The sequence below is a fragment of the Stutzerimonas stutzeri genome (genome assembly GCF_038561965.1).
Classification (GTDB): domain Bacteria; phylum Pseudomonadota; class Gammaproteobacteria; order Pseudomonadales; family Pseudomonadaceae; genus Stutzerimonas; species Stutzerimonas stutzeri_AA.
In genome coordinates, this window is sequence record NZ_CP139348.1 from 1,770,476 (window position 1) to 1,783,094 (window position 12,619).

The following is a 12,619-nucleotide window of genomic DNA, read 5'->3' on the forward strand; positions in this document are numbered from 1 at the left end:
GTGTCCAACACTCATCTCGACAGCGCCGTGCTGGCCACGCTGCAGGACGTGATGGAGAGTGAGTATCCGGCATTGCTGGATACCTTCCTCGCCGACTCCGAAGAGCGAGTCCGCTTGCTGAGGCAGGCCTATCAAGCCGAGCAAACCGAAACCCTGCGTCGGGCCGCGCACAGCTTCAAAGGCAGCTGTAGCAATATGGGGGCGGTGCTCCTGGCCGATCTCTGTCAGGAGCTGGAAACTGCCGCTAGAGGCGAGCAGCTTGCCCAGGCGCCTGTGCTCATCGCCTCGATTGAACGTGAATTCGCGATTGTTGGGATTCTGTTCAGGGCGGAGCGTCAACGCTACGCGTAACGGCCAAATCTCTGACGCGCTCCGTCTGCTGCACTGCCAGTCGAGGCGGCTTGCGATTGCGCACAGGGTCCTCAACCGTTGTGTGCGACGGGCGCTGCGGGCTCTTTGGCTAATACGCTGATGCTCCAGTCAATCCTGGCCCGTAACTTGCTCAGTTAGCGCTACGATCCATACGTAGTGGAATAACCTCATGGCTGTTTCCCCCGACCTGTTACTCAAAACGCCTTCTGTCGACGCTCGGCCCAAGGCCTCGGCCAAGGCGCCGGACGCCCCGCGTGAAGGACGGGATAGCGGCAATGCCAGCTTTTCGGACGTTTACGCCAAGGAACGCCAGACCAAGCCGGTCGACCGCCCGACGCGCAACGATAGTAGTCGCGACAAGCCTGTCGATGACAAGGGCCGGCAAGAAGCAGCCGGCGTGACCGCCGAGGAAAAGCCGACAGTTGCCGAGAGCGGCAATCCGTTGCCTGCGCAAACATCAGCCGAAGACCTGCCGGAAGCTGAGCTCGATCCGTTGTTGTTACTAGGCTTGGGCGGGCAGTTCGCGCCACAAGCCGAGACCCAGCCTGCGGAGGATCTCCAGGGCGAATCACTGCTGGCCGGGTTGCCGATGACGCAGGGCCTGGCTGCGGGCGAGGCGGAACCGGTAGCGGATGAGTCGTTGCTCACGGGTTTGCAGACATTGACTGAAACGCCGGTCGGCGTGCAGAAAACGACTCAGCAATTGCAGAATCCGCTGGCCGATGCGCAAGCGAAGGCCGAGGCGGATGACGGTTTCGCCAGCATGTTGCTGGCTGGCAAGGAGTCGGCTGATGGCGAGGAGCCTGAGCTGGATCTGGCAGTGAAAGATCTGCTGGACAGTGTCGATGGGCCGAAGGAAAGCCGCTCGGCGAGCGCCAGCGAAATGGCCGCGGCGCGTCTTAATCCGTTGAGCCAGGCGATTGCCCAGCAGGTGCAGCAGCCGCAGCGGCCAGCCCTGGTGCCGGGGCAGCCAGTTCACATGCAGCAATCCGGCTGGAGCGAGGCCGTTGTTGATCGCGTGATGTGGCTGTCCAGCCAGAATCTGAAGTCGGCTGAGATCCAGCTCGACCCGGCTGAGCTGGGTCGCATGGAGGTTCGCATCGACTTGACCAAGGACCAGGCGCAGGTCACGTTCCTCAGTCCTCATGCTGGCGTGCGTGACGCGCTGGAAAGCCAGATGCACCGCCTGCGCGAGATGTTCACCCAGCAAGGCATGAGCCTCATGGACGTCAACGTCTCCGATCAATCGCTCGCACGAGGCTGGCAGGGTGGTGCCGAGAGTGGCTCTTCGCGCGGAGGCTCTTCGGCTGATGGCGAGTCGGATGACGAGTTGCAGCAGGGCGTCAGCGAGATTTCCAGCAACCGCACCGCGGGTGACCGCGGCCTGGTGGATTACTACGCCTAGGGCCGCTGCTTCTGATAGCCCCTCTTGTCTGCCGGCGTAGCCTAACCGTTACGCCGGTTTTCCGCCGCCTGTCGCGCGCGCGCGTTGTGCGTTGCGTGCATGGCCGATGTATCGCTCGTTTTCCTGATACCTTGTCGGCGCCGGGTTTAGCCGAGCGCTGTTAAACGCTTGTTCCGCCTGCGTTGGCACAGCTGTTGCTCTTAACTCGGAATGAAATGTTGTTGATGACGGATATTTGGCATGGCTAAGAAACAGGCTCCACCGGCAGTGCCGCCAACGGGTCCGGAAACGGAACCGGCAGGCAAGGGACGGCTGAAACTCATCATCGTGATTGTGGTCGCCATGTTGGTGGCTGTCGGGCTTTCCATCGGCGGTACGCTGTACTTCATGGACAAGGGCGATGACCTTGATGCCGGGAAATCGCACGAAGCGGCGGAAACCGTATCGGGCAAGCAGCCGGCAATCTACGAGGTGCTGATGCCGGCCTTCGTGGTCAATTTCAACTACAAGGGGCGGCAACGCTACATGCAAGTCAGCATCGCGCTGATGTCCCGTGATCAGGCGGCGCTGGATGCCCTCAAGGCGCATATGCCGTTGTTGCGCAATCGCCTGGTCATGCTGTTTTCCAGTCAGGATTTCGAGGCGTTGAGAACGCCAGTCGGCAAGGAAATGCTGCGTCAGCAGGCGACTGCCAGTGTGCAGGAGCTGGCGCAGAAGGAAATCGGCAAGCTTGCCGTCGAGCAAGTGCTGTTCACCAACTTCGTATTGCAATAGAAGGCTGCCGCAGATGGCTGTTCAAGACCTGCTCTCGCAAGACGAGATCGATGCGCTCCTGCACGGGGTCGACGACGGTCTGGTGGATACCGAGAGCGATTCCGAACCGGGGTCCATCAAAAGCTACGACCTGACCAGTCAGGACCGCATCGTGCGTGGACGAATGCCCACGCTGGAAATGATCAACGAGCGCTTTGCGCGCTATACCCGTATCAGCATGTTCAACCTGCTGCGTCGTTCCGCCGATGTTTCGGTGGGCGGCGTGCAGGTGATGAAATTTGGCGAGTACGTGCATTCGCTGTACGTCCCCACCAGCCTCAATCTGGTGAAGATGAAGCCGCTGCGTGGCACTGCACTTTTCATCCTCGACGCCAAGCTGGTGTTCAAGTTGGTTGATAACTTCTTCGGCGGTGACGGCCGCCACGCCAAGATCGAGGGTCGCGAGTTCACTCCGACCGAATTGCGCGTCGTACGCATGGTGCTCGATCAGGCCTTCACTGATCTGAAGGAAGCGTGGCACGCGGTGCTGGACGTCAACTTCGAATACGTCAATTCGGAAGTGAATCCGGCCCTGGCGAACATCGTCAGCCCCAGCGAAGTGGTGGTGGTTTCCACCTTCCACATCGAATTGGACAGCGGCGGCGGCGACCTGCACGTGACCATGCCTTATTCGATGATCGAGCCGATCCGCGAAATGCTGGATGCCGGCTTCCAGTCGGACGTCAGCGATCAGGACGAGCGTTGGGTCAAGGCGCTGCGCGAAGACATTCTCGATGTCAACGTGCCGCTGGGTGCCACTGTCGTCAGGCGGCAACTCAAGCTGCGCGACATTCTGAACATGCAGCCCGGCGATGTGATCCCGGTGGAAATGCCAGAAGACATGATCATGCGTGCCAATGGCATGCCGTCCTTCAAGGTCAAGCTGGGTGCCCACAAGGGCAACCTGGCATTGCAGGTGCTGGAGCCCGTGGTCCGCCCACGCTGAGCCAGCCCTTTACTCAATTCGAGCCGATCGAGGATTAGCGATGGCAGACGAACACGACAACACCTCCCCTGAAGAACAGGCGCTCGCCGATGAATGGGCTGCGGCGCTGGCCGAAGCTGGCGACGCCAGCCAGGACGATATCGATGCACTGCTGAATCAGGGCCCGGAAGCGCCTGCGCCGGCTGCCCCGCGCGCACCGCTGGAGGATTTCGCCAGCGCGCCCAAGTCCAATGGCGTGCAGCTGGGACTCGATGGTCCCAACCTGGACGTGATCCTCGATATCCCGGTTTCCATCTCGATGGAGGTCGGCAGCACCGAAATTAGCATCCGCAACCTGCTGCAGCTCAACCAGGGTTCGGTGGTGGAGCTCGATCGTCTGGCCGGCGAACCGCTGGACGTGTTGGTCAACGGCACTCTCATCGCCCATGGCGAGGTGGTGGTGGTCAACGAGAAGTTCGGCATCCGGCTGACCGATGTCATCAGCCCCACCGAACGCATCAAGAAGCTGCGTTGACATGCGTGCGCTTGCATTTCTAAGTGCTCTGGTCGCGCTCCCGGTTCTGGCCGCGGAGCCGGCTACGAGCATGAGCAGCGCCGACATGGGTGCGCAGCTGACCAAGCTGATGCTGGGCCTGTTGTTGGTGATCGGGCTGATCTTCCTGCTGGCCTGGCTATTGCGTCGTGTACAGCAGATGAATCCGCGTGGCACTCAGGTGATCAAGCTGATTTCCACTCAGGCGCTGGGGCCTCGCGAACGACTGGTGCTGGTGCAGGTTGGCGGCGAACAGGTTCTCATCGGTCTGAGCGGTGGCCGAATCACACCGTTGCATGTCATGCAGGAGCCGGTGCACCTGCCGGATGCCGAGCCAGCCAACCCCGAATTCGCCCAGCGTCTGATGGAGCTGCTTGGCAAGGATCACAAGGACAAGCCTTGATGTTGCGCATTCTGCTAGTGGTCGCGTTGATGCTGTGCGGCCCGCTTGCCATGGCACAGGAGCCTTCCGGCATCCTGGCGCAGGGCAACAACCCGCTGTCGATTCCGGCGATAACGCTGACCACCGACGCCGAAGGGCAGCAGGAGTATTCGGTCAGCCTGCAGATTCTGCTGATCATGACGGCGCTGAGCTTCATTCCAGCGTTCGTCATGCTGATGACCAGCTTCACCCGGATCATCATTGTGTTTTCCATCTTGCGTCAGGCGCTGGGCCTGCAGCAGACGCCATCGAACCAGATTCTCGTCGGTCTGACTGTGTTTCTCACGCTGTTCATCATGGCGCCGGTATTCGATCGGATTAACCAGGACGCACTGCAGCCCTATCTGAGCGAGCAGATACTGGCTCAGGAAGCGATCGCGCGTGCAGAGGTGCCATTGAAGGGCTTCATGCTGGCGCAGACGCGCGAAAGCGATCTGGAACTGTTCGTCAGGCTGTCGCGGCGCACCGATATCGCCTCGCCCGAAGCGGCGCCGATGACGATTCTTGTGCCGGCCTTCGTGACGTCTGAGCTCAAGACTGCGTTCCAGATTGGCTTCATGATCTTCATTCCGTTCCTCATCATCGACATGGTGGTGGCCAGCGTGCTGATGGCGATGGGCATGATGATGCTCTCGCCGCTGATCATCTCGCTGCCATTCAAGATCATGCTGTTCGTACTCGTGGACGGCTGGGGGCTGATCATCGGCACCCTTGCCGGCAGCTTCGGCACCCTTTAGGGAAAACTCGCATGACGCCTGAAGTAGCGGTGGACCTGTTTCGCGAAGCGCTGTGGATGACCGCGATGATCGTCGGCGTGTTGGTGGTGCCCAGCTTGCTGGTCGGTCTGGTGGTGGCAATGTTCCAGGCGGCCACACAGATCAATGAGCAAACCCTGAGTTTCCTGCCGCGCCTGCTGGTCATGCTCATGACGCTGATCTGGGCCGGACCTTGGTTGGTACGCCAGCTGATGGAGTACACGCAGAACCTGGTCCAAAACATTCCGCTGCTGATCGGGTAGGTAACGTGCTGGAGCTTAGCAATGCGCAGATCGGCGGGTGGGTAGGGCAGTTCCTGCTCCCGCTGTTTCGCATCGCCGCATTGTTGATGAGCATGCCACTGATCGGCACACAGCTGGTACCGGTGCGGGTTCGCTTGTATCTGGCGCTGGCCATGACCCTGGTGTTGGTGCCGACGTTGCCCTCCATGCCAGTTGTCGAGTCGCTTAGCGTCGCTTCCATGCTATTGATTGCCGAGCAGATACTGATCGGCGTGATGCTTGGCTTCGTTCTGCAGCTGTTCTTCCATGTGTTCATCGTGTCCGGACAGATGCTGGCTATGCAGATGGGCCTGGGTTTCGCCTCGATGGTCGATCCGGCCAATGGAATCTCGGTACCGGTCCTCGGCCAGTTTTTCAACATGCTGGTGATCCTGCTGTTTCTCTCGGTCAATGGGCACCTGGTCGTTTTCGAAATCCTCGCCGAGAGCTTCGTTACCTTGCCGGTAGGTGGCGGCCTGTCGACCAATCATTTCTGGGAGGTGGCAGGCAAGCTTGGCTGGGTGCTGGGTGCCGGCTTGCTGCTAGTGTTGCCGGCGATCACTGCGCTGCTGGTGGTCAATCTGGCGTTCGGCCTGATGACGCGCGCGGCTCCGCAATTGAACATCTTCTCGATCGGCTTCCCGCTGACTCTGGTGCTGGGTCTGATCATCGTCTGGATCGGCATGGCCGACATCCTTGCGCAGTATCAGGTATTCGTCAGTGAAGCACTGGTGATGCTTCGTGAGCTGGCGGGGGCGCGCTGATGGTGGAGCTCGCATGCATGCTGGAGGCCGCCTATGGCTGAGAGCGAAAGTGGCGCCGATAAAAGTGAAGAACCCACAGCCAAACGGCTGCGTGAGTCTCGTGAAAAAGGCCAGCTGGCGCGCTCGCGCGAGCTCAGCACGGTCGCGGTGACGCTTGGGGGAATAGGTGGGCTGCTGGCGTCCGGCGGAAGTTTGGCGCATGCCCTGATGGCCATGATGCAGGGTACGTTCGAGCTGAGTAGGGAAACCCTGCTCGACGAGGGCTCCATGGTGCGCTTGCTGATGGGCAACGGTATGATCGCTCTGGAAGCGATCATGCCACTGCTGATTGCGTTGCTGATCGCCTCGATTGTCGGCCCCGTTTCGCTGGGCGGGTGGCTGTTCTCGGTAAAGGCCATGGCCCCCAAGGTCAGCAGGATGAATCCGGCTGCCGGACTCAAACGCATGTTTTCCACCAAGGCTCTGGTGGAGCTGCTCAAGGCGTTGGGCAAGTTTCTCGTGGTGCTCAGCGTTGCGCTACTGGTGCTCTCTGCGTACCAGGACGATCTGCTGTCGATCGCCAAGCAGCCGCTTGATCTGGCCATCATGCACAGCGCGGAGGTCGTCGGCTGGTGCGCGCTGTGGATGGCGTGTGGGTTGATCCTGATTGCGGTGGTGGATGTGCCATTCCAGCTCTGGGACAACAAGCAGAAGCTGATGATGACCAAGCAGGAGGTCAAGGACGAATACAAGGATGCCGAGGGCAAGCCAGAGGTCAAATCGCGGATTCGCCAGCTGCAGCGTGAAGCGGCACAGCGGCGCATGATGCAAGCGGTGCCCGAGGCGGATGTGGTGATCACCAACCCGACCCACTTCGCCGTCGCGCTGAAATACGACGGAGCGCGTGGCGGCGCGCCGATGCTGGTGGCCAAGGGTGGCGATTTTGTGGCGCTGAAGATTCGTGAAATCGCCCAGCAGCATAAGGTTACGGTGCTGGAATCCCCGGCTCTGGCACGGGCGGTGTATTACTCGACCGAGCTGGATCAGGAAATTCCAGCCGGCCTCTACCTGGCGGTGGCGCAAGTCCTGGCCTACGTCTACCAGCTGCGCCAGTATCGCGCGGGCAAGGGTCGTCGGCCGGACCCGTTGAACGACGTGCCCATTCCACCGGATCTGCGCCGCGACGAGTGATTCGGTCACGCGGCCGCCGCTTGAGCGCGCCGCGTACCACTGCGGTTATTCGATTACGCCGCAGGCAACCCGAGCGCCGCCACCACCCAGTGGTTGCGGGTGGTCGGAGTGGTTGTCACCGCCCTGGTGGACCATCAGCGCCAGGCCCTTGATATCGCCCAGGCTTTGCAGGCGCGGAGCCAGCACCGGTTGGTTTGCCTTGCCTTCGCTGTTTACATACAGCGCAGGCACGTCGCCCAGGTGTCCGTCACCCCAGGGCTCGCCATGCTTGCCGCTGCTCTTCGGGTCCCAGTGACCGCCGGCACCGCCTGCGGCGGTCAGCTTGCCGTCTACCTCGGCCGGCTCGCAGCTGCCCTTGGCATGGATGTGGAACCCGTGAGCACCAGGCTGCAGACCGGTAAGTTCCGGGCGAAATACCAGGCCATATTCATTGCTTTCTATCTTCACGCTGCCGACGGATTCGCCGATGCCTTGAGCGCTCACGGTGTTGACCTTGACGCTCAGCGTCTCGGCCTGAACGGCGAGGGCGGTGCAGCCGGCCAACGCGGCGATGATCCACTGTTTCATCTGAAAGCTCCTGTGTACAAACGGCAACGGGCTGTCGCCGGTGCTAGTGTGACTGCCAGTTACCGGCCGCGTTCGCCCGCTTTGCCGTGTCGCCTTGAGGCTGGGCGCAAACCGCGTGGCGGGCTCTGGAATGGGCGGTAAAAGTTGGACCTCTTCTTGCTATAACCCCGGCAAGGCGCATTTCGCGTCAAGAATTCGTTCTACGCCGGGGGCTACGTTGGATCGCACGCAACTCATCAATATTCGCAATGGCCTGACGGGCGCGGGGCGCGGAAACCTCGGCGTACCTCTACTGTTGCTCGTAATGATGGGCATGATGATGCTCTCGGTGCCGCCGTTCCTGCTGGATCTGCTGTTCACCTTCAACATCGCACTGTCGATCGTCGTGCTGCTGGTCAGCGTCTACGCGCTACGGCCGCTGGATTTCGCGGTATTTCCGACCATTCTGCTGGTTGCCACGCTGATGCGTCTGGCGCTGAACGTGGCCTCCACACGTGTCGTACTGATCAATGGCCATGAAGGTGGCTCTGCCGCTGGACATGTGATCGAGGCATTCGGCAATGTCGTGATCGGCGGCAACTATGTCGTCGGTATCGTCGTGTTCGCAATTTTGATGATCATCAACTTCGTCGTGGTTACGAAGGGCGCGGGTCGGATCTCCGAGGTCAGCGCACGCTTTACCCTCGATGCCATGCCCGGCAAGCAAATGGCCATTGATGCCGATCTCAATGCCGGCTTGATCGATCAGACAGAAGCCAAGCTGCGTCGTGTCGAGGTCTCGTCCGAGGCGGACTTCTACGGCTCGATGGATGGTGCGAGCAAGTTCGTGCGCGGTGACGCCATCGCCGGTCTGCTGATTCTGTTCATCAACCTCATCGGCGGTGTCGGGATCGGCATGGCGCAGCACGGCATGAGCTTCAGCGAAGCCGGCCAGGTATATGCCCTGCTGACCATCGGTGACGGTCTGGTTGCGCAGATTCCGTCTCTGCTGTTGTCGACCGCTGCAGCGATCATGGTGACGCGTGTCACCAGCTCCGAGGATATGGGCCAGCAGGTGCAGCGGCAGATGTTCGCCTCGCCCAAGGCGCTGGCCGTGGCTGCATCGATCATGATTGCGATGGGTCTGGTGCCCGGCATGCCGCACATGTCGTTCCTCGGTCTCGGCGCCGCCGCTGCGGCGGGTGCCTATTGGATCTGGCACCGGAAGAAAGAGGTCGAGAAGAAAACCGAGCAGGACGTGCAGAAGCAGCAGGAAATGCTCCCGGCTCAGCGGGCCTCTGAAACCAAGGAGTTGGGCTGGGACGACGTGACCCCCGTGGACATGGTGGGCCTGGAGGTGGGCTATCGCCTCATTCCGTTGGTCGACCGCAATCAGGGTGGTCAACTGTTGGCGCGCATCAAGGGCGTACGCAAGAAGCTGTCTCAGGACCTGGGTTTTCTCATGCCTTCGGTGCACATTCGCGACAACCTGGATCTGCTACCCAATGCCTACCGCCTGACCCTGATGGGAGTGAGTCTTGCCGAAGCCGAGGTTTATCCGGATCGGGAGCTGGCGATCAACCCGGGGCAGGTGTTTGGGCCTTTGAACGGCATCACCGCCAGGGATCCGGCGTTCGGCCTGGAGGCTGTCTGGATCGAGGCGAGCCAGCGCGATCAAGCTCAATCGCTGGGGTACACGGTGGTTGACGCCAGCACCGTGGTCGCTACGCATCTCAACCAGGTCCTGCACAAGCACGCCCATGAGCTGCTGGGTCACGAAGAAGTCCAGCAGCTGTTGCAGTTGCTGGCCAAGAGCTCACCCAAGCTGGCGGAAGAGCTGGTGCCTGGAATGGTCTCGCTGTCGACTTTGCTCAAGGTGCTCCAGGCATTGCTGCAGGAACAGGTCCCGGTGCGCGACATTCGCACCATCGCTGAAGCCATCGCCAACGTCGCGGCCAAGAGTCAAGATCCCGCCGCGATGGTGGCCGCGGTACGCGTCGCGCTGTCGAGAGCAATCGTGCAAAACGTTGTGGGACTAGAGCCGGAGCTGCCTGTAATCACCTTGGAACCTCGGTTGGAACAGATCTTGCTCAACAGCTTGCAGAAGGCTGGTCAGGGTTCGGAAGATGGCATCTTGCTGGAACCGGGAATGGCCGAAAAGTTGCAAAGGTCTCTGATAGAAGCGGCACAGCGTCAAGAAATGCTCGGCAAGCCTGCAGTTTTGCTGGTAGCCGGCCCGGTTCGGGCGATGCTGTCGAGATTCGCGCGTCTGGCGGTGCCGAACATTCATGTTCTGGCCTATCAGGAAATACCGGACAACAAGCAGGTCACCATCGTTTCGACGGTGGGTCAGAATTAACCGAGGGTACAGGCCATGCAGGTCAAACGTTTCTTCGCCGCCGATATGCGCATCGCCATGAAAATGGTGCGTGACGAGCTGGGCGCCGATGCCGTGATCATTGGCAATCGCCGGGTGGCCGGCGGCGTCGAGCTGACTGCCGTGCTCGATTACCCGATGCAGTCCGCTCCGGCCGCCAACAAGCCCAACCCGGCGCTGGAAGCCGAGCTGCGCAAGACCCAGGCTCGCCTCGCCAATGCCCATGCTGAGCTGAGCGCTGCACCTCGCGCGAAGATGCAGGATCGTCAACTGGTTGACGAGAAGCCCGCTGCCGCGGCGAGTAAGCCGCAGCCTGTGCCTGTGGCCGAAGCTGCTGGCGCGGTCGACACACGTGCGATCGAGGCGATGCAGTCGGAACTGCACGGTCTGCGTGAGCTGATCGAAGTCCAGCTCGGCTCGATTGCCTGGGGGCAGGAACAAAGCCGCCGTCCGCAGCAGGCCGGCCTTTGGCGTCGCCTGCAACGGCTGGGCTTGCCGGCCGAGCTATCGCGTAGCCTGTTGGAAAAGGTTGCCGGGATCAACGAGCCTCGCCAGGCTTGGCGGATGGTGTTGGCCTACCTGGCTCAGGCAATCAAGGTAAGCAAGAACGAACCGCTGGAAGAGGGTGGCGTGATCGCCCTGGTAGGCCCGGCAGGTGTCGGCAAGACCACGACGCTGGCTAAGCTCGCTGCACGCTACGTATTGAAATACGGCGCGCAAAACATCGCGCTGGTCAGCATGGACAATTATCGGATCGGCGCACAGGAGCAACTCAAGACCCTGGGCCGCATTCTCGATGTACCGGTCGTGCAGATCGACCCGAGCCAGTCGTTGAGCAAGACGCTGGCTCCGCTGGCACGCAAGCGGGTGATCCTCATCGATACGGCCGGCCTGCCTGCCAGCGATCCGACGCTGCGCATGCAGCTCGAAGCGTTGTCGGATCGTGGTGTGAAATCGAAGAATTATCTGGTGCTGGCCGCGACCAGTCAGAGCCAGGTGCTCAAGGCGGCGTGGCACAACTATCGTCGCTGCGGCCTGGCCGGCTGTATCCTGACCAAGTTGGATGAGGCCGGCAGCCTCGGTGATGTGCTCGGGCTCACGATCAGCCAGCATTTGCCGATAGCGTACCTCGCCGACGGGCCCCGGATTCCGGATGACCTGCACCTTCCACGCAGTCACCAACTGGTCAGTCGTGCGGTGAGTTTGCAGTCCGGTGAGGAACCGAGCGAGGAAACCATGGCCGATATGTTCGCCGGGTTGTACAACGGTTCGTCAAGGCGGGCCGGATGAAGTTGCGACAGCGGTACCTGAATGAATCAGATGCGTGCCATGCGGGCGCATCGACGGCCGCAAGGCCCCAGCAAGATATAGGCGTGTGAACATGGGTATGCATCCCGTACAGGTGATTGCGGTGACCGGCGGCAAGGGTGGCGTCGGCAAGACCAACGTGTCGGTCAATCTTTCGCTCGCGCTGGCCGATCTGGGTCGGCGTGTAGTGCTGCTCGACGCCGATCTCGGTTTGGCCAACGTCGACGTTCTGCTGGGGTTGACCACCAAGCGCACCTTGGCCGACGTCATTGCCGGCGAGTGTGATCTGCGCGATGTGCTGATCCAGGGGCCAGGCGGCATCCGTGTGGTGCCGGCCGCTTCGGGCACGCAGAGTATGGTGCAGCTTTCATCGCTGCAGCACGCGGGTCTGATTCAAGCATTCAGCGATCTGGGCGACGAGCTCGACGTGCTAATCATTGACACTGCGGCTGGCATTGGCGATTCGGTGGTCAGTTTCGTACGGGCTGCGCACGAGGTGTTGCTGGTCGTTACCGATGAGCCCACTTCGATCACCGACGCCTATGCTCTTATCAAGCTGCTTAACCGCGACTATGGAATCAGCCGCTTCCGCGTGCTGGCGAACATGGCGCATGCGCCGCAGGAAGGTCGCAACCTGTTCGCCAAGTTGACCAAAGTTACTGAACGGTTTCTCGATGTGGCGCTGCAGTACGTGGGCGCCGTGCCGTACGACGAGGCGGTGCGCAAGGCAGTACAGAAGCAGCGTGCGGTTTATGAGGCGTACCCGCGTTCGAAATGCTCGTTGGCGTTCAAGGCTATCGCGCAGAAGATTGATACCTGGCCACTGCCCGCGACGCCGCGTGGTCATCTCGAATTCTTCGTAGAGCGGCTCATAAGCCCCGCTTCTCAAAGCCACGAATGACAGGTGC

The 12,619-nt window shown here is 60.9% G+C and carries 14 protein-coding genes; 13 read left to right on the plus strand and 1 reads right to left on the minus strand.

Features of this window, described 5'->3' with window-relative positions; genetic code table 11:
* The 10 genes from SM130_RS08145 (at window position 1) to flhB (ending at window position 7,480) form a co-directional block, all read left to right on the plus strand.
* Entirely contained in the window at window positions 1-351 is a 351-nt protein-coding gene (locus SM130_RS08145; protein ID WP_102823597.1) for an Hpt domain-containing protein, read from the plus strand.
* A 190-nt stretch (window positions 352-541) separates the two neighbouring features.
* Window positions 542-1,777: a flagellar hook-length control protein FliK gene (locus tag SM130_RS08150; protein ID WP_102823598.1), complete on the plus strand. Its 1,236-nt coding sequence runs from the start codon at window positions 542-544 to the stop codon at window positions 1,775-1,777.
* Between the two features lie 240 nt (window positions 1,778-2,017).
* The gene (gene fliL, locus SM130_RS08155; RefSeq protein WP_102823599.1) at window positions 2,018-2,551 is read left to right on the plus strand and encodes a flagellar basal body-associated protein FliL; all 534 of its coding nucleotides are present in this window, start codon (window positions 2,018-2,020) and stop codon (window positions 2,549-2,551) included.
* Between the two features lie 13 nt (window positions 2,552-2,564).
* A complete protein-coding gene (fliM, locus tag SM130_RS08160; protein WP_014820859.1) occupies window positions 2,565-3,536 on the plus strand; it encodes a flagellar motor switch protein FliM in 972 nt (323 codons plus the stop codon).
* 40 nt (window positions 3,537-3,576) lie between these two features.
* Window positions 3,577-4,050, plus strand: a complete 474-nt coding sequence (fliN, locus tag SM130_RS08165; RefSeq protein WP_102823600.1) for a flagellar motor switch protein FliN — start codon at window positions 3,577-3,579, stop codon at window positions 4,048-4,050.
* 1 nt (window position 4,051) lies between these two features.
* On the plus strand, window positions 4,052-4,471 hold the full coding sequence (gene fliO / locus SM130_RS08170) for a flagellar biosynthetic protein FliO (protein WP_102823601.1): 420 nt from the start codon (window positions 4,052-4,054) through the stop codon (window positions 4,469-4,471).
* Complete coding sequence (gene fliP, locus SM130_RS08175; RefSeq protein ID WP_102823602.1) at window positions 4,471-5,247, plus strand: flagellar type III secretion system pore protein FliP; 777 nt, start codon at window positions 4,471-4,473, stop codon at window positions 5,245-5,247. The genes fliO and fliP overlap by 1 nt, the downstream gene beginning before the upstream one ends.
* Before the next feature lie 11 nt (window positions 5,248-5,258).
* Entirely contained in the window at window positions 5,259-5,528 is a 270-nt protein-coding gene (gene fliQ, locus SM130_RS08180) for a flagellar biosynthesis protein FliQ (RefSeq protein ID WP_102823603.1), read from the plus strand.
* A gap of 5 nt (window positions 5,529-5,533) precedes the next feature.
* The gene (gene fliR, locus SM130_RS08185) at window positions 5,534-6,310 is read left to right on the plus strand and encodes a flagellar biosynthetic protein FliR (protein WP_102823604.1); all 777 of its coding nucleotides are present in this window, start codon (window positions 5,534-5,536) and stop codon (window positions 6,308-6,310) included.
* A gap of 33 nt (window positions 6,311-6,343) precedes the next feature.
* Window positions 6,344-7,480 (plus strand): flagellar biosynthesis protein FlhB, encoded by a 1,137-nt coding sequence (gene flhB / locus SM130_RS08190; RefSeq protein WP_102823605.1) that lies wholly within the window; start codon window positions 6,344-6,346, stop codon window positions 7,478-7,480.
* A 45-nt stretch (window positions 7,481-7,525) separates the two neighbouring features.
* On the opposite strand, the gene sodC is transcribed toward flhB, so the two are convergent.
* Entirely contained in the window at window positions 7,526-8,047 is a 522-nt protein-coding gene (sodC, locus tag SM130_RS08195; protein ID WP_102823606.1) for a superoxide dismutase family protein, read from the minus strand.
* A gap of 217 nt (window positions 8,048-8,264) precedes the next feature.
* Here sodC and flhA point away from each other — a divergent pair, with 217 nt between their 5' ends.
* The 3 genes from flhA to fleN all read left to right on the plus strand — a co-directional run bounded on the left by flhA (window position 8,265) and on the right by fleN (window position 12,612).
* Window positions 8,265-10,385 (plus strand): flagellar biosynthesis protein FlhA, encoded by a 2,121-nt coding sequence (gene flhA / locus SM130_RS08200; protein WP_102823607.1) that lies wholly within the window; start codon window positions 8,265-8,267, stop codon window positions 10,383-10,385.
* Window positions 10,386-10,400: 15 nt separating this feature from the next.
* Window positions 10,401-11,693: a flagellar biosynthesis protein FlhF gene (gene flhF, locus SM130_RS08205; RefSeq protein ID WP_102823608.1), complete on the plus strand. Its 1,293-nt coding sequence runs from the start codon at window positions 10,401-10,403 to the stop codon at window positions 11,691-11,693.
* Window positions 11,694-11,784: 91 nt separating this feature from the next.
* Window positions 11,785-12,612: a flagellar synthesis regulator FleN gene (fleN, locus tag SM130_RS08210; RefSeq protein WP_102823609.1), complete on the plus strand. Its 828-nt coding sequence runs from the start codon at window positions 11,785-11,787 to the stop codon at window positions 12,610-12,612.
* Window positions 12,613-12,619 lie beyond the last annotated feature (7 nt).

Excerpts from the sequence above, each read along its gene's own strand:
- fliM (WP_014820859.1), top strand. The coding sequence starts at position 2,565 with ATGGCTGTTCAAGACCTGCTCTCGCAAGACGAGATCGATGCGCTCCTG.
- flhF (WP_102823608.1), top strand. The coding sequence starts at position 10,401 with ATGCAGGTCAAACGTTTCTTCGCCGCCGATATGCGCATCGCCATGAAA.
- fliQ (WP_102823603.1), top strand. The coding sequence starts at position 5,259 with ATGACGCCTGAAGTAGCGGTGGACCTGTTTCGCGAAGCGCTGTGGATG.
- fliL (WP_102823599.1), top strand. The coding sequence starts at position 2,018 with ATGGCTAAGAAACAGGCTCCACCGGCAGTGCCGCCAACGGGTCCGGAA.
- fleN (WP_102823609.1), top strand. The coding sequence starts at position 11,785 with ATGGGTATGCATCCCGTACAGGTGATTGCGGTGACCGGCGGCAAGGGT.
- fliP (WP_102823602.1), top strand. The coding sequence starts at position 4,471 with ATGTTGCGCATTCTGCTAGTGGTCGCGTTGATGCTGTGCGGCCCGCTT.
- fliN (WP_102823600.1), top strand. The coding sequence starts at position 3,577 with ATGGCAGACGAACACGACAACACCTCCCCTGAAGAACAGGCGCTCGCC.
- fliO (WP_102823601.1), top strand. The coding sequence starts at position 4,052 with ATGCGTGCGCTTGCATTTCTAAGTGCTCTGGTCGCGCTCCCGGTTCTG.
- flhB (WP_102823605.1), top strand. The coding sequence starts at position 6,344 with ATGGCTGAGAGCGAAAGTGGCGCCGATAAAAGTGAAGAACCCACAGCC.
- SM130_RS08150 (WP_102823598.1), top strand. The coding sequence starts at position 542 with ATGGCTGTTTCCCCCGACCTGTTACTCAAAACGCCTTCTGTCGACGCT.
- sodC (WP_102823606.1), bottom strand. The coding sequence starts at position 8,047 with ATGAAACAGTGGATCATCGCCGCGTTGGCCGGCTGCACCGCCCTCGCC.